This is a genomic window from Halorubrum shenae, from assembly GCF_051194165.1.
Taxonomy (GTDB): Archaea; Halobacteriota; Halobacteria; order Halobacteriales; family Haloferacaceae; genus Halorubrum.
Genome location: NZ_JBLZNI010000022.1, coordinates 1 through 16,092, shown reverse-complemented (window position 1 = coordinate 16,092; position 16,092 = coordinate 1). Strand labels below are relative to the sequence as shown.

The following is a 16,092-nucleotide window of genomic DNA, read 5'->3' as shown; positions in this document are numbered from 1 at the left end:
GTTTCACACAAAACACGAACACACAGCTCAAGGCTCCATACTATTCCCATTCATATGCCTGATACCCGCGTGACACCGATCGCGCTCGCCTGCCTCATCTTGGTGGGCTTCACATTAGCTCCAGCTGGCGTGGCCGCTGCAACGCCTGCCGATGCTGTGACCGCTGATGTCGAACCAGATGCATCGCTCTCCGCTGCGTACTACGGCGACGTCAGCGTCAACGGAGCCGAACCCGGAGAATCGCTTGAAGTCGTTGCGTATGCCGATCTCAACGGTGATGGAGAACGCACTGCCGTTGATAGTCTCGTCGCAGGCACTAATGGTGCCTTTGGCGATGCGACACTCGACGGCGAGAAAATCGAGGTCCCAGAGCCAGCTGATGGCCAGGTGCAGTTCATCGTGGGTGGTGTCATCGCCAATATCACCAGTGTTGACGGCCAGTCAGTCAACGCACAGACGGTTGCCTGGAACGATGGCAACCAAGATGTCCAACTCGAGGTTGACGAGGAGGCACTCACTGGTGAACCGAACTTCGAGATCAACATCACGGATGCGCCCGCCAGCATCGGCGAGGGTGACCCCGTGGATGTCGAAGCGACCATCGAAAACACCGGGAACGCGACCGGGACCCAGTCGGTCGGCCTGAGTGTCGATCAAGGTGTTGGTGAAGTTGCAGCCGTCTCACGGACGATCACACCGAACTCCACGGAAACGATCCAACTGTCGTGGGACACCGCAATCGGTGATGCTGGTGACCGTGCGCTCACGGTTGCGAGCGAAGACGACAGCGAGAGCACAGTCGTCACCGTTGAACAAGCTGAAGCAACGGTCGACTTCGCCGATCAGGCAACGGCGTCAAGTTCGACCCAGAACGGGCCGGCAGACGCGGGTGTGCAGGTTGGCCTTGACACGAATGTGAACGGCGAGGTGCTGCTCACCTACGAGAATGGCGCCGGTGATCTCGTTGTCGCGGGCACGACCCCGTTCGAACCCGGCGATGAGAGTGCCGTTGTCCCGGTGCAGGATGCGGGTGGCTTCCCCGGCGCACACACGGTCCATACCGTGCGCACGAACGACACGAGTGCTGACTACGCGCCCGGCGAGACCATCTCGAGTGCGACCGCAGACTCCATTATCGACAGTGCCCCTGCGACGGTCTTCCAGGGCACCGTCGCGATCGATAATCAGGAGTACAACGACTCGACCACCGAAGTCGTTGTGAGCACGAGTGACCTCCAGCCGGCAACGGCTGCGAATTACACGGTCGTTGTCCACGAAGAGACAGAGGGGCTGCCGGTCCTCGGATCGAGTGCGGAGCTGAGTGGGCCGCAGAACGACGTGACCGTGTCTATCAACGAGGTTGATGCCGACACGGATATGGTCGCCATGCTGCACTTCGCTGACAGTGGCGAACCCGTCCCGAATGTCGACGCCACAGCCGGTGTCGTTGCCGGTGGTGTCAGTGATACTGCAACGGTGACGATCAACGACTCGCCGTTCTTCAACGTCACTAATCCGCGACCAACTGACGCTACCATCGCTGCTGGGAGCGAGCTGTTCCTCTCAGCGGAGACCAAAAACGAGGGGGACTTCGCTGAGACCCAGAATCTCACGGTGACTGTTACCAACGAAACCGATTCGATCGTTTTCGAAGAGAAGCAAGAACTGACGCTCCCGGCGAATTCTGATTCGGTGTTTAACGGCTCGAGTGTTACCTTCACCGAGGCTGGCAATTACACGTACACGATCGCCAGCAACGATACGAGCGTCTCGGGAAGTGTGACAGTCGTAAGTGAAGCGACAGGGAACATTACCCTCAACGAGCAGGCGACGAACTCCTCGCTTGCGTTCTTCGCTGAGGGTGACGATCTCCCGGCTGGGATCGTCGCTGAAGATGTCGAGGCCAACGTCGACAGTTACGTGTTTGCCACCTACGAAGACGACGGCAATACGACTGTGGCTGGTTGGTGGTCCTTCAGCGCAAGTGAACTCGATGGAACTGAAACGGCAATCCCGCTCTTCGAGAATGTCACCAGCGTTCCGAATGACATCACCGTCCACATCGTTCCGGACACGGATCTAAGCGATAAAACCGGTGAGAACGTCTTCGAGTCGGATCCACCGGTCGGGCAGATCTCTGCAGCGACTGCAGACAGTAGCATCGCGAATGACACGGCAACCGTGTTTGAAGGCACAGTTGAGCTGGATGACACAGACACTGTCGGCAACACTACAGAAGTCACGCTGAGCGACGCAACGCTGCGTGATGGCGCAGACAACACGACGGACTTCGCAGCGGTTGTCTACACACTCGAGTTTGTAGATGGCAACGAGACGCTGACTCCGGTCGGAACGTCAGCAATCCTCAATGGATCGAACGAGAATGTGGCCGTTGAGCTTGACGAGCCGATCTCTGAGCGCGGCACCACCGACCTCGTGACTGTGTTACACGCCACGGACGGCAATGGAAACGTGACGGGCCCGATTCCGTACGGGGCAGAGTTCGGGTTCATTACCGAGATCGGTGATCCCGCACTCATCGGTGTGAGCGATAATGCGACCGCCACGGTTCGTGAGCCTGCAAACTTCGAAATCCAAGCCACCCAACCCACAAAGAACGGGACGGTCGCGGCAGGCGATATTGGTGCCGCGGCATTGATTCAGAACACTGGTGACGTGAATGCGACACAGGATGTCAACTTTACCATCCAGAATGCAAGCGGCACCGAAGTCGCTGCAGACACAGTGTCGCTAACGCTGAATGCGTCTGAGCCAGTTGGCCAGCCCGGTGAGGCAAAGCCGGCGTTCGCCAACATCGATATTAACGAGGCCGGCGAGTACACCTCCACCGTCGAAACAGCCAACGACACTGATACCGTGTCGTTCACGGTTATTGATGAGACAGCTGCCGGAAACGTCTCCGTGAACGATCAAGCTGTGAGTTCGAGTACGGTCGTCGACAATCCCGCGAACCCCGGAATTGTCGTCGAGAGCGTCGATGCAAACGTCGACAGCGGCATATTTGTCTTCGATGCGAACGGAGACTCTGTTGGTGGCACAAGCATCCAAGCAGGCGAGTTAGACGGTAGCAGTAAGACTGTGCCACTCAATGACCGCAGCGTGCCTGGCGATCACACGATCTACGTGGTGCCCAGCAGTAAGGCGCCAACAGTCAATAACGAGTCGGATGCAGCAAGCGCAAGCATCGCTACGGACACTGTCACGCTGTTTGACGGCACCGTAACGTTCGCCGACCAGACGTTCATCCAGCAGAACATCAGCGCTGTCAACGTTTCGACGGCTGATCTACGTACCGGAACCAGCACCGACGAGCCGTTTGTTGTCGTCGTCCACCCGTACGATGCCAGTACGGGCACAATCGGCGCCCCGATTGGAAGCTCTGGAAACCTCACTGGAGCGAACAGCAACGTCGAGGTTACGTTTAACGAGCCGGTCAGCGCAGATGGCGAGTATATCGCGATGCTGCACGAGGCCACCGGTGACGGCTTCGGTAGTGCAATCGCTCACGGCACCGCAGACGGGTTCATCACAAGTGGTGTGACCGACGACGCAACGATCACCATTGACCAGCCGGCTACCGCTGACCTGTCGAACCTCAACATCGCAGGGGCTGGTACAGACGCCTCGATCGACGAAGGCGAGCAGACGTACGTCGCCGTGGATGTCGAGAATCTTGGCGACCTACAAGGCACATTCGATGTTACGTTGACCATTGACAACACCGAAGTGGAAACGCGGAGTGTCACACTCAATGGCAGTGGCATCCAGACGGAGAGCTTCAGTGATGTCACTGGTAATCTTGATGCCGGTGTGTACGACGTGACAGTAGATGCGAACGGCACATCTATCGAGGGTACACTCACGGTCAATGAAGTGTCCACCAGCAGTGGTGGCGGCGGTGGCGGTGGTCCACTGTCGAGTCCCGCTCCTGCGTTCTTCGAGGTCAGTAACCTCGAGCCCGTCGAGGCGACGATCAACGAAGGCGAGACAATCGATGGGTCCGCGACGATCACCAACACTGGTGAGCAGGCGGCCCAGCAGACAGTTGAGTTCCGCGTGGATGATCAAGTGATCGCTGAAGAAAGCGTGCTCCTCCGGTCGAACGGAGGCGAAGCCACGCTCACCCTCGAGGATATCGACACAAGCAACCTCGACGCTGGTGAGTACACCTACGGCATCTACACGCAGAATGACTCACAGACAGGGACACTGACGGTTGAAGCCGTTGACGATGGTGGTTCCGGTGATGGTGGCACCGACGATGGTGGCACCGATGACGGTGGCGCCGATGACGGTGGCGCCGACGACGGTGGGGCTGATGATGGTGGCGCCGATGACGGTGGCACCGACGATGGTGGCTCCGAAGACGGGACGCCCGGCTTCGGTGTGCTCGTCGCCCTGCTCGCAATCACGCTCGCAGCTGGGTTCCTGACCCGACGCGAGTAACGGCAAGCACACACCGGCCAGCGATAGGGAGAACGCAGTTCTCCCTGCAGGCTGTGTCCTTTGAACGGACTGAGCCCCATGCTGGTTGGCGTTCACGCATCTGCATACGACTAACAAACACAGAACACAAGAGACCAACAAGAGCGATGGACCGGCTTAATCAAACTGATTTCAAGATTCTCGAGGTTCTCGCGAGTGGCAAGCGAAATGTGGCCGCGAACGTTGCACTCGAGATCGATGCAGATCGCGCGTACATCAACACCCGATTCGGATATTTGCTCAGTGAAGACCTCGTTGAGCGTGTCGGACCAAAAGAGCAGAGCGGTCTCTATGTCATAACGACAAAAGGGGAGATCGCTGTCGAGCACAGCGAGGCGTATTTCGCTGACGAGATCAACGACTTCGAAGTCTTTGTCGAACAGCAGCTCTGAGTACGATCTAGCTTAAGTTAACTCGAAGCGTTTGTTCACTCCGTGAACTACCCCACCCTACTCACCCGCTTGCGCGGGTTCCTTGAGGGTGGGGCTTCCTGCTTCTATGACACGCTTTGCAGATACCGAAGTATCCACAGGGAGCGCAGTCTCCACAGGCGTTCCTTCGGAGTGTCCCACTCCTAGTTTCGACAAACCGCGAGAAAGGATGTTGATCGCCGCGTTCGCGTCCCGATCCGCTTCAAACCCGCAGGCAGGACAAGAGTGTTCCCGTACCCACAAGGGTTTCTCAGTTTTCACACCACAGGACGCACACTCTTTGGTCGTATCTTTCGGATCGACCCCGATAAAGTGCGTTCCTTCCCTCTCACACTTGTATTCCAACAGCCGCTTGAACGTCCCCCACGCCGCCGACGCTCGGTTCAGAGAGTTGCCGGGCAGTTCGACTAGCCCTTTCGCGTCCAAGTCTTCGACGGCCACGAAATCGTACTCGGTAGCATAGTAATTCGACAGCTTGTGTAAGAAATCTCGTCGCTTCCGTTTCAGATCGGCGTGACGTTTGGCGACAACTTTCCGCTGTTTCTCCCAATTGTTTGAGCCGTGTTCTTTCCGCGAGAGGTCGCGCTGGGCGCGTCCCAACCGCTCGCGTTCGTTGGATAGATCAAGCGACTCGACAGCGGTTCCGTCCGTATCATGGGCGTATTTGAGTATGCCAACGTCGATTCCGACGCAGTGTTCGGGATCGGTTGGTTTCTCCGGCGTCTGTTTGCCATCGACAGCGAAACAGGCATACCACTCACCAGTGGATTCCTTCTTGATTGTGACCTCTTTGATATTCACGTCGTCGGGTATCTCTCGGTGTTTCACGATTGGAACATCCGCAAGTTTCGATAGTGACAGGACAAGCTGGCCGTTCTTACTATCGAACTCGAAACCAGACTGGACGTAAGTGAAACTGCGGAAGTCGTGTGGTGCTTTCCAATTAAGGCTCCCGACATTGTACCCCTTCTGTTTCAGCTCAGACAGTGCTTTCACACTGTCTTCGATTCGCATGACAGCGGCTTGTGCAACTGTCGAGTACAAGTCGTTCAGTTCATCCCACCACTCTTTGAGGTCGGTGAGTTGGTCACGTACCTGCCGCACTCGTTGGTTGAGCGTCCCTGCCGAGTCGGGGATTTGTTCAAACTGCTTGAGTGCGTTGTTGTACAGTTGCCGACAGGTATCACGGTGATAATCGAGTCGCTCACGCTGTTCGGGCGTGGGATCAAGCCGGAACCTGTAGGCGTAGTGCATTGGCTATTCGTCGGGGTCAGACGTTCGGACGATTTTCACATCTGTGCCAAGCCAGTCTTTGGGAACGAGGACGTGTGCGCCGTTGCCGGTCGGTTTCACTTCTCCCTCGATGACTTCGTGGCCCCCAATCTCGTGTCTATCCATCACCTATGTTTATATATTGTTGAAACATAAGCGTGCCGATTCGCGTGGTTGTGGGCATCAACAGAACAGTGTATGCAAACGCTGACAGCGGTGTATCCCCTCCCTACTGCGCTACTCGGCCTTCGGCCTGCGTTGCTCCTTGAGGAAGGGGGCTTAACGCCTACATTCAGCTAATCGGTGAGTTGGTATCCTCTCCGTCTAGAACCCACTAATCGGTATCCGGCTGGGGTCACCGAGTTCGAAATCTCCGACTAACTATACACCTATGGTATATACTACTCCAATATGAGACTCGTACAGCCTACTGATTTCGAGATTCTTGAGCAACTAACGGATGGTCATCGCAACAATGCAATTAATCTAGCTGTCTTACTTGATCAGAACCGGGCATATATCAATACACGCTTGCCGGTGTTAGCTGATTATGGGCTTGTTGAGCGAGTTGGACCTGCTCAAAAAAGCGGCCTCTATGCCATCACAGACCGTGGTCATGCCGCCGTCGCCTGTCGAGAGACATACACTACTGGTGGTGATTTTGAGGCCGCGCTTACAAGCTACCTTGACGAGCCTGTTGAGCATCTCTAGCAGTACTGTCCAGTTTGTCGCTATGTTTGATTTAAACCATATATTTGTCACTTCTAGGAACACATAACCGAATTGTATAATAAACATGGGTAAGACACGTTCCCTAATGGGGTTTGAGCATACAGATTCCTACGGTGATGAGTTACCCCCCACGTTCGACGGCATCGAGCCGGGTTTTGATCCACTCTCTTCGGTATCTTTCTCGCCTACCTACGATGTTGACCGATGGGACGAAAAAAACCAAGCCGTGGAACTTGGCGGAGACATCGAATACGACGAAGAGACTGAGAAACTCCTCTGGGCTCTGCGGCATTTTGAGTTGCGAATAGCCCCTGCGTGTGACGAGATTGCTGATTGGGACGCGTTAGATCAGCGGACACAACGGATGTACCGAGCCGGTGTCTTGAAGGAGTTCGTTGGTGGCTACCGTGAACTTGAGGCCATCCTCGAACAGGGGGGTCCGGTTGCGCGTGAAGCCGGCTTCACCCCCCGCAATGGGACTAGCTATTCGACGCTTTCAGGGGCTATCAGCGATTTCGACGCCGAATTTCTCTCTACGGCCGCACGCTACAGTCACAACGCAGCGCTCTACGCGTTGACGTCTCGGGGGCGCTCCTTCGATCGGGCTCCTGTATACCCCTCGAAGCCACGCGCCTATCACTTGGAAAACGATGAAGAGTGGACAGTTAGCATGGATGAAAAGCTGGACCAGGCAAGTCAAATCCTCGCTAAATATATGGCTCTGGTTGCGCCCTGTCTCCGGTTCGATCGTGATCGCTTTGCCCCCAACTACCAGCACTCAATCGGGGACATCTACCGGTTGTTCGCGCATCTGGCTATCGAGGGGTGTGCCGCAAAAAATGGAGCCGAACTGCTTGATTGGCTCTCTCCGTATGATACCCCCTCGGCATCAACGCTATCAGAGTACATCCCACGTCCAGGGACGCCCAAGGGGTACGAGGTAGAGGATCTCGAAGGAAAATTCATCGACGCGACGTGTCGCCTACTTAACCGAGAGACACTGGCGGTATCCCAGCCGACCCACCTAGCCTTTGACCTCACAACTGTTGGCTGGTATGGAAAAGAACACAGGTGGGTAACTGGATCCATCAAAAAAGATAATACTACGGAATTTTGGCACTATGCTGTTTTGTCGACCGTCTCACCGGGTCAAAACTACATTTTAGGGGTCACCCCTATCAAAAAGCGAAGCGAAAAAGCCGAGGCCCTCGACCGGATGGTACGTCGCCTTCGTGAAACCGATTCGTTTGAGTTCGGACGCATCTACATGGACAGCCAGTTGTTCCAAGCAGATATCGTCACGAAGTGCCGAGAACACGACTTACGCTGGATGATACAGGCTCCAGAGAAGAAGGCGTACTCCAATATGGCGAAACGTACCCCTCCTGGAGAGCCAGACCATGCCAAGGACCTCACATTCACCGCGTTTACTGCGGAGTCGCAGACGTTTAAAGCACTTATCGCTCCAATCCCCGAAGAGGAAGTTGGACAAGAGCAAACCACACCGAACACGAAACTCACGCGCGACTTCGATCGTACCTCATTGGAGGATGCCTCCGAGAAGAGTGGATCAAAAGCTGTTGACTCCGAGACAGACTCGACAATGAGACTCGATGGGTGGGCGAATCGCATGCCTCCGGCCGAGAAAACACCTGAGACAGATACTGCTGAGGAAGATGGCGATAGTGACACACACACGGTCTGGATTACAGATCTCGACGTCAAGAAACGGGATATCGAAGGGCTAAGCTATCAGTATCGAAACCGATGGAAGATTGAGACGGCCATTCGCCAGCTCAAGCATACCTTTCAGGGGCAGTGTCGATCGTCGAATCGACTGGCTCGAACAGTCTACTTCGGCGCTGCGCAGTTGTTTTATAATTTCTGGGTTGCGCTTAATCACGAACTCCCGTATCACCTCGGTGACCCGGCTGGGTTCAGGCTTACCGGGCTGGAAACGCTACACGCGTTCCGCAAAGCCGACTTCACAAAGGGGACGACAGGAAACAACTTAATGATCTGATAGTATTCCAACATTGGTCCAAATTGGCCACTACTGCTAAGCCACTGTGTTCAGGCAACGACTGACGTCACCTGCGAATCGGGACAGCACGGTAGTTCACAGTTGTTTGACTGCGTGCTGTTGGACGCCTTCTTGCAGTGCTGCAAACGTTTCTGGGGAGGCTTCTTTGAGTCCAACACGGAGCGCGAGTCGAATGACCTCACTGCGATCAGCTGGCTCGTCGGCTGAACTCTCAAGTGCCGCTCGAAGGTCCGCACCAACAGTCTCTAACTGCTCTGGATGTGTCTCAAGGGCGTGGAGAAAAGCCGCAACAGATCCATCCCAGACACTCACGGTTTTTTGCGTCTCACCAGCATCAATTGCGTCAAGCTCATCTACAATAGTGTCGACGAACGCTGCTGATACGGCACTGTTCGCAGCTTCATCTAATCGGTCACCATGAGTCGTTTGCTCACGGAGCGCTGCCAGTTCCTCATCGTCGTCGACATCGGGCGTTTCAGACATGGGTGGTTTCCTTGAAGTGAGTCCAAAGTGCATCAGCGGCAGTTGTGTACGCAGCACGAGCCTGCTCGGCGGTTTTGGATGGATTGCCGTAGGCAAATACGGTTTGTCCCTGTTGGGCCGCATTTCGGATATCCTGTGACTGTGGAATTGCTGTGGGTGCGATCGCGGTCGGATACGTGGCTTCAAACTCCGCGAGGTACTCGTCTGCGAGTGTTGTTCGTGTGTCAACCTTGTTCGGGAGCACCAGTGTGAGCGTAATATTGAGTCCAAATTGGTTGTTGATCTTCGCGAGATCGGTTGTCAGGGCTTCCGCTTGCTTTGCTTCAAACGGTCCCATCTCCACTGGCGCAATCACATGCCGGGCAGCCCACAGTCCGTTGTATGAGACGTTATTCGTCAGCCCAGGGAGATCAAAGAGTACCACATCGTACTCCAGCGGGTCAACATACTCATCGAGAAACTGTGTCAAGCGACTATACCGTGTTTGGGCATCATCGATGTTGCCAAGGGTGGCATCAAGCGTGTCAAGCCCCGGGTGTGCGGGGATAAGATCCACCTCCTCGTCCGTTTCGATGATTAAATCAGCGACCGGGTCAGAGCCGAGCTTCTCAGCGATTGTTGACCAGGAGTCATCGAACACCGTTGCGATGTTCGGCCACGCCTCATCTGCAGCGATCTGCTCTTGGTAGGTGTCCCAGACACCGAAGTGTTTGGCCAGATCGCCTTGCTTGCCAGCTAAGTCGATCAACAAGACATCAGCGCCCAACTCAGAGAAGGCCACGCCAAGGTGTGCGATGGTCGTCGTTTTGCCAGTGCCGCCTTTGTCTAAGAATGCAGCAGCGCGGTGTGTTGTCCCCATCGTGTACGCGTTATCCTTCTCACCATCTCATATATGCTTTCGTGTAGGAGTTCCAGTAGCGATCCATATAGTAAATCCTATAGAGAATCCTACAGCGAATCTGAGATGGGCTCTGAGATGGGATACTGTAGTCGTCAGTCGACAGTACGTATGAGGCGCGGAATTGCAAGCCCAAGGAGCAGAGCGCCAACAACAGCAAGTACGACTGTTGGTGGCGTCCCTGCAAGCACGTACGTCAGCCCAACATCCATACCAACACATCACTCACAAAATAATTAAGAGAAACTATCTCTGTGTCACGATCGTCACTCCCCTGTGCGCATCGCGTCACCAATACGAGCTTCAGTGGGAGCTGCAAGATACGGTTCAATTGCGGAGTAATCTGACCAGCCGCCAATACTCATCATCGTTCGCACGTCCACTTGCCGCTCAACGAGATGCTGTGTCGCCCACGAGCGGCGAAGGTCGTGTGAGGAAACAGCGTTCCACCGTGGAGCATCTGTTTCAGCAGCGAGCGTATGTGCGGCCTCTCTCACCCAGCGACGGATACTGTCAGTACTCGCTGTCACCCACGGGTCAGCGGGGTCGAGCCCGCGTTCGCGACTGTATTTGTGCAGATCATCAGCAACGGCCTGTGGCATCCACGCATCCCGCGTCTGTTTACCACCACCTTTCGTGTTCTTCCCCCGTACAGCAAAGAGCCAGACATCGCCCTCATCAGAGTAGCGGAGGTCAGCATCGCTCGGCCCAGCGACCTCGGAAGCACGCAATCCACACCGGCCCATGAGCTGGACTGCGATCTCGCGTTCCCAGCCATCACGACCGGCAACCCGCTCGAGCTGATCAAGTTCAGTGGGGGATAACCAACATTTGGTGACCGGCTGGCTGTCGTCAATGCGAACCATACACGGATATTTCATAAAAGGCGTGTAAAGCTACCGGAGATTAATGGGTTTCCCCACTACTAGCCGTCAAATCCGAGCAGATATACACGGGTTGTGGAACAAGACGGGTACAGAGATAAGACAGACAACAGCAAAATGGTTCAGATCGTTGTGGCCCAAGAGAAGTTATACTTCTGCAAGGTCGAGAGCCCGCATTGCATCGGCTGAAACCGTTACACCATTTTCACCAGCACTCGCATGTTCAGCGGTAACTGTCGTGATCAAGTCGGCAATCGCCTGGTGGAATGCGAGAGGCTGTTGGCCGTGCAGTCGACTCGTCGCTTTGTTCGGATAATTCACCGCACGATGACGGACGTAGGCATCAAGAAACGCCACTTGGCTCGCCTCACCAGTATACTCAACAATTGCTGGAAGTGTTTCAACAGTAGATCGGCCACCAACTGGGCAGCCCCACGCAGCAAGTGTGCGACCAAGTACTGACCCATGAGTTGCTGGATGGACCTCAGTCGCTCGTGAGTCAACTGCTTCATGTCGACGTGTCGGGCGGACACCGACCTCGCGAAATGCCGTCTCAATCTCGTCAAGCGAGACCCGACGGCCGGCTGCAACACTTGGAACATAGGTCTCTGTTGAGATCGACCCACCACCGAGGAGATGTCCGGCAAGTGCTGCTAGCGTCTCAGTCATTTCGGCATCCGGTTCAGTCCAGCCATGCCGTTGGGCAAGCATGACGCCACGGGCGGGATCCGGCATCCCGTCGTCGTCGACCCACGCACGAATCCGGCTGCGTGGGAGTTCAACAACTTTCGACAGAGCTGCAGACCCCTTATTCGGGTTCTTCGCAGCGGCTTCTACGACCCGATTGTAATCTTGGACTGCGTCATATGGATCCTCGTAACTTGGGTGGTCGTAAGTACGAGCAAGAGGTACGGCAATCATGTTCATACTTCAAAACTAAGATGTATAAGATACTTTTTCGATTTCGATATCATACTGGTTAATATCACATCCCGTCGCTGACACTGACACCAACAGTGGATGTACTGCCAATGTTCTCACCGAGTTTGAGCACAAATGCCCCCATTACGGGCCCTAAAACAACAGTCGTTGCAATCATGAGTGTAAAGCTTATAATGGGGAGTGAGAGCCCCGGAGCGGGGTTACTGAAAATTTGAATAAGTCGTTTATTGAGGTTATTGCCCGATATTGGTGAGGATTACGGTCCGCTCGCCGCCATCGGTCTCAGCAATGATGTTAGAGCCACTAGGACAAGTGAATTCTCCTCCAACTTCGCTGGTTGATTCAGTGTTAGCCCCACATTCAACCAAATTGGTGTTTGCGCCCAGAGAGGTGACAGTCACTGTTTCAGTGCTATTGTCGTAGGAGACACCTGCATTCGCGTTTTGACTGATGCTGTCACCCAACCCGAGAACAAATGTGCCGATCACAGCTGCTAGAATGACGGTTATAGCAACCATGAGTATCACTCCGATAACAGGGGAGACACCACGGTCGTCCCCGAATATTTTGTCTGAGTTCATGTTAGTACTAGCTTAATATTTGGTACAGAGGCATTTAGACGTACCGGCTCCACTCTCAGTATTGATACTAACTACCGCACAAGAGTTCGCAATCGGAGAGCCACAACGATCCGAACAGAGGTCATCGCCAGTGAACCTGCCATCCACCACCTGTGTAGTGCCCACCACTCGTATGTGTGAGAAGTAGGTCGCCTCGAGTTGTGGTCGCAGGTATTTCATAGAGTAGTGTCCACTGCTCGCTATCACTGGGTCCTAAGTCAGTGTAGGCGTGAGTAGTTCCCGCGCCGATCGAGGCATGCGGTCGTTTTATTCGGCTCGTGGTATGCAACTGGAAACTGTTAACATGTGGCGTTCGCCGCTGTTCAGATGTTGAGTTACGCACTTGAAGTTGAATGACGGCGAGCTGTTGTCCCGATGTCGCCGACACTGTAACGAGTGATCCATCAGATCGGGTTCCGGTATAACTGTGAGTAAGAGTTGGTGTACTGATGCTGAGAACATGACCGGTTGCTGGCTGATAGGTACTTCCCCAAGATCGAGTACTTACTGTGACCGTTGTACTGGCAGTAGTCGTAACCCGGCTTTCTCCAGCCGTTGCCCATGCCACCCACCCGAGTGTTCCCGCGTCCCAGTTTGTGACCGGTCGGGTACGCGTGTGAGTCGTACCGGGCTCAAGCGTCGTCTCAGCAGTAGTCCGTGTTCGGTAGACCATCTGTGGCCGTCGCATGTCAACACCATACGTTACCGCTGTCTCTGTGTCACCAGTGTTTTTTACACGAAGGCGATAGGTGTCTTCCATCCCCGTTTCGAGCGTCTCTGGAACGGTCAGATCGACCGTTATTTGTGGTGTCGATGGTGTTGGTGTCTCAGAAGTTTCAGACGACTCGTTCGACTCAGATGTCGACGGCCCTGATGTGTCTGTGTCTGACTGTAGGTCTGTAGACGATTGAGGGGTTGACTCGCTCTCAGTGAAGAGACACCCAGCAAGCGTGAGCGTTGCTGTGGTACCGGCTTGTGTGAGCCATTGCCGGCGTGAACACATCGATCGGCATTGGTCTCCATTTGACGGTGAGTCACGCATGCAAGGTCACATTTTTGAGACAATCGGTTGGGATAGCAATAGTGTAGATATTCAAGGTTTTATAATTTGTTAGCGCTGTTCACCGTGTGGTATCACCTCGCGACAGTGCGTGTGGGTTTTCTCGCTTAATCGCTATAACAGCCAAATGTGAAACTACTGTTAGGTGCTTACTTTTTTGCCCGATACCGAACTGCAGCAACACTCACGAGAAGCGCGAGAAGTGCCGTAAGCGCCGTGAATCCTGGGAGACCCTCTTCAGTCGCTCCAGAGTCATCATCAGTACTAGTGCCATTACCATTATCGGTTGAAATGGCAGCGACTGACACGGACTGAGTCGTTGTATCAGTCTCGCCAGCATCGTTCTCAACAGTAAGTTCGATCTCAACTGTGCCAGCATCTGTAAAGTTCGTCTCTACAGTCTCACCGCTAGCAGTAGTACCGTCAATCACCCAGTCATAGGTAACGAGGTCTCCGTATGAGGTTGTCGACGACGACGCGTCAATCACGACAGGCGTCTCCGTATCGAGATCTGTCGGGGTGACAGTGAACTCTGCAGTCGGCTCACTAACAGCACTTACCGCAAAGTACGAGAGACTCTCAGGGTCGGCTTGCACAACAACCACGTCGTCATCGTCGGTCTCGACGACTGTGGTTTCAAGTGCGGTCCACTCTCCCTCAACGAAATGGTAGATGCGAAGCTCATCAGCGCTCGCATTAATCTCGGTGAGTTGGCTTGTCTGAAGCGCAAACTGGATCGTCGACGGATCGGTATCGTTCACGGTGGAGCCAGAGATCTCTGAAAGAGAGATCATCGCACCAGGAGCAGCCCCAATATCAGCTGGCGGTGTCGTGTACTCAGTCGCTGTCACGGTCCCCGTAATGTCTGTTGTCGACCACGTAATGCTCTCTACAGCAGTGGCATTTGTAAATCGAACCTGAGAGATCCCAAAGTCGTCATCACTTCGAACTTCTTGATCATCACTACCCGTGACGCCGTCAGAGAGGTTGGTTTCGCTATCGTCACCGCGTGTTGCGCCACCAGGAGCTGGTTGGGCAACAACAGGCGGTGCGACTTGTTCAACCGTAAGTGCGTGCGTTACCGTTGTGTCCCCGGCACGGACAGTCACCGATCCATTACCCGCATCATTTTCAGTCGTATCCCACGTAAGCGACGTTGTAGTCGTCGCATCAATATCGAGATCGACGGTCGTGTCATCGACGGTATCTCCAGCAAAGTCAAGAAGCTCAACGTCTTGGCTGGCAGCGACCCCCCCGATATTTTCGGCTGCAATATCGACAGAAACGGTCTCGCCTGCTTCAACACTTTCTGGGACATTCGTTATCTCAAGGCCAACCGACGGCTCAACGTCAGCCGGGTCAGCTTCGAGTACAATTTCTTGGGTCCCACTTGCAAATGTGATTGACTCAGCGTTTACCGGCTCTCCATCAACGCTTGCGACGGTGACAGGAGCGCCAGCAATCTGAAACTCGATATCGGTCTCATTTGGCTCTTGCACCTCAAGTTTATCATCACTAATTGTAGGTCCACCAATCGAGCCATCCGCGTCGACAAGAATGGTGTCTTGAACGCTGCCATCAGCGACGACATCGAGCTTTACGGGTTCATCAACAGTGCCACCAGAGACAGTGAGGTCACCATAGTAGACGGCAGGCAATGAGGGAACGTCCCCACCGTCTTGAGCGGCAACAGGCGCTACTCCAGCTGTGGCTGCCGTAACAGCAAGTAAAACACAGAGGAGGACAACTGCACTGGTCTGTAAAGATCGAACCATTACCGGGACTCCGGCTGGCAGCGGTATAAAAACTGTTGTCTACAAGAGAGCGAATTCACCCAGCGCAGAGATGACGAGGGATGTGTCTGTGGATCTGAAAAAAACGGAAAAGTGGCCAGCCCACGTGGGCCGGTAGTTAGCGGGTGGAACTCACGAACCGCGTAGCGACGTTAGTCGTTACGGCGGGTCGCGAGGAGTGCAGCTGCGATGAGGGCGACGAGTGCGACGAGCGCACCGAAGCCGGGCGTGCCGTCTTCGGAGCCACCGTCATCGGCGCCACCGTCATCGGCGCCACCGTCGTCGGAGCCACCGTCATCGGCGCCACCGTCGTCGGCGCCACCGTCCTCGGAGCCGCCGTCCTCGGCGGCTTCGATGGTCAGCGTCCCGGTTGCCTCGCCGTCCTCAGTGGCCACACCGTGCGTGTAGTCACCAGCGTCGAGGTCGG

At 54.8% G+C, this 16,092-nt stretch carries 13 protein-coding genes; 4 read left to right on the top strand and 9 right to left on the bottom strand.

Annotated features, from left to right (window positions below; all coding sequences use genetic code 11):
* Nucleotides 1–54: 54 nt before the first annotated feature.
* Together ACNS88_RS16090 and ACNS88_RS16085 are read left to right on the top strand one after the other, a co-directional pair.
* On the top strand, nt 55–4,467 hold the full coding sequence (locus tag ACNS88_RS16090) for a beta strand repeat-containing protein (RefSeq protein ID WP_435099860.1): 4,413 nt from the start codon (nt 55–57) through the stop codon (nt 4,465–4,467).
* A gap of 146 nt (nt 4,468–4,613) precedes the next feature.
* Complete coding sequence (locus tag ACNS88_RS16085; RefSeq protein ID WP_435099857.1) at nt 4,614–4,898, top strand: ArsR family transcriptional regulator; 285 nt, start codon at nt 4,614–4,616, stop codon at nt 4,896–4,898.
* 57 nt (nt 4,899–4,955) lie between these two features.
* Here the strand turns inward: ACNS88_RS16085 and ACNS88_RS16080 are convergent, their stop codons facing one another.
* Both ACNS88_RS16080 and ACNS88_RS16075 read right to left on the bottom strand, forming a co-directional pair.
* The gene (locus ACNS88_RS16080) at nt 4,956–6,191 is read right to left on the bottom strand and encodes an RNA-guided endonuclease InsQ/TnpB family protein (protein WP_435099854.1); all 1,236 of its coding nucleotides are present in this window, start codon (nt 6,189–6,191) and stop codon (nt 4,956–4,958) included.
* 3 nt (nt 6,192–6,194) lie between these two features.
* Complete coding sequence (locus ACNS88_RS16075; RefSeq protein WP_435099851.1) at nt 6,195–6,335, bottom strand: DUF2080 family transposase-associated protein; 141 nt, start codon at nt 6,333–6,335, stop codon at nt 6,195–6,197.
* Between the two features lie 285 nt (nt 6,336–6,620).
* On the opposite strand from ACNS88_RS16075, the gene ACNS88_RS16070 reads away from it, so the two are divergent.
* Nucleotides 6,621–6,920 carry an ArsR family transcriptional regulator gene (locus ACNS88_RS16070; protein ID WP_435099848.1) on the top strand — a complete coding sequence of 100 codons (300 nt, stop codon included), beginning with the start codon at nt 6,621–6,623 and terminating at the stop codon, nt 6,918–6,920.
* A gap of 106 nt (nt 6,921–7,026) precedes the next feature.
* Nucleotides 7,027–8,964 carry a transposase gene (locus ACNS88_RS16065; RefSeq protein WP_435099845.1) on the top strand — a complete coding sequence of 646 codons (1,938 nt, stop codon included), beginning with the start codon at nt 7,027–7,029 and terminating at the stop codon, nt 8,962–8,964.
* 96 nt (nt 8,965–9,060) lie between these two features.
* On the opposite strand, the gene ACNS88_RS16060 is transcribed toward ACNS88_RS16065, so the two are convergent.
* The 7 genes from ACNS88_RS16060 to ACNS88_RS16030 all read right to left on the bottom strand — a co-directional run.
* Nucleotides 9,061–9,468, bottom strand: a complete 408-nt coding sequence (locus tag ACNS88_RS16060) for a DUF8115 family protein (protein ID WP_435099842.1) — start codon at nt 9,466–9,468, stop codon at nt 9,061–9,063.
* The gene (locus tag ACNS88_RS16055) at nt 9,461–10,327 is read right to left on the bottom strand and encodes a ParA family protein (RefSeq protein WP_435099839.1); all 867 of its coding nucleotides are present in this window, start codon (nt 10,325–10,327) and stop codon (nt 9,461–9,463) included. Before ACNS88_RS16055 ends, ACNS88_RS16060 begins: the two co-directional genes overlap by 8 nt.
* Before the next feature lie 305 nt (nt 10,328–10,632).
* A complete protein-coding gene (locus ACNS88_RS16050; protein ID WP_435099836.1) occupies nt 10,633–11,232 on the bottom strand; it encodes a tyrosine-type recombinase/integrase in 600 nt (199 codons plus the stop codon).
* Nucleotides 11,233–11,397: 165 nt separating this feature from the next.
* The gene (locus ACNS88_RS16045) at nt 11,398–12,177 is read right to left on the bottom strand and encodes a hypothetical protein (RefSeq protein ID WP_435099833.1); all 780 of its coding nucleotides are present in this window, start codon (nt 12,175–12,177) and stop codon (nt 11,398–11,400) included.
* 248 nt (nt 12,178–12,425) lie between these two features.
* On the bottom strand, nt 12,426–12,773 hold the full coding sequence (locus ACNS88_RS16040; protein WP_435099830.1) for a type IV pilin domain-containing protein: 348 nt from the start codon (nt 12,771–12,773) through the stop codon (nt 12,426–12,428).
* 1,248 nt (nt 12,774–14,021) lie between these two features.
* On the bottom strand, nt 14,022–15,647 hold the full coding sequence (locus ACNS88_RS16035; RefSeq protein ID WP_435099827.1) for a PKD domain-containing protein: 1,626 nt from the start codon (nt 15,645–15,647) through the stop codon (nt 14,022–14,024).
* A 170-nt stretch (nt 15,648–15,817) separates the two neighbouring features.
* Nucleotides 15,818–16,092 (bottom strand): PGF-CTERM sorting domain-containing protein (locus ACNS88_RS16030; protein ID WP_435099822.1); only part of this gene is annotated, 275 nt, incomplete at its 5' end.

Bases quoted from the DNA above. Each gene is read 5' to 3' on its own strand.
- ACNS88_RS16090 (WP_435099860.1), top strand. From the start codon at position 55: ATGCCTGATACCCGCGTGACACCGATCGCGCTCGCCTGCCTCATCTTG.
- ACNS88_RS16085 (WP_435099857.1), top strand. From the start codon at position 4,614: ATGGACCGGCTTAATCAAACTGATTTCAAGATTCTCGAGGTTCTCGCG.
- ACNS88_RS16080 (WP_435099854.1), bottom strand. From the start codon at position 6,191: ATGCACTACGCCTACAGGTTCCGGCTTGATCCCACGCCCGAACAGCGT.
- ACNS88_RS16075 (WP_435099851.1), bottom strand. From the start codon at position 6,335: ATGGATAGACACGAGATTGGGGGCCACGAAGTCATCGAGGGAGAAGTG.
- ACNS88_RS16070 (WP_435099848.1), top strand. From the start codon at position 6,621: ATGAGACTCGTACAGCCTACTGATTTCGAGATTCTTGAGCAACTAACG.
- ACNS88_RS16065 (WP_435099845.1), top strand. From the start codon at position 7,027: ATGGGGTTTGAGCATACAGATTCCTACGGTGATGAGTTACCCCCCACG.
- ACNS88_RS16060 (WP_435099842.1), bottom strand. From the start codon at position 9,468: ATGTCTGAAACGCCCGATGTCGACGACGATGAGGAACTGGCAGCGCTC.
- ACNS88_RS16055 (WP_435099839.1), bottom strand. From the start codon at position 10,327: ATGGGGACAACACACCGCGCTGCTGCATTCTTAGACAAAGGCGGCACT.
- ACNS88_RS16050 (WP_435099836.1), bottom strand. From the start codon at position 11,232: ATGGTTCGCATTGACGACAGCCAGCCGGTCACCAAATGTTGGTTATCC.
- ACNS88_RS16045 (WP_435099833.1), bottom strand. From the start codon at position 12,177: ATGAACATGATTGCCGTACCTCTTGCTCGTACTTACGACCACCCAAGT.
- ACNS88_RS16040 (WP_435099830.1), bottom strand. From the start codon at position 12,773: ATGAACTCAGACAAAATATTCGGGGACGACCGTGGTGTCTCCCCTGTT.
- ACNS88_RS16035 (WP_435099827.1), bottom strand. From the start codon at position 15,647: ATGGTTCGATCTTTACAGACCAGTGCAGTTGTCCTCCTCTGTGTTTTA.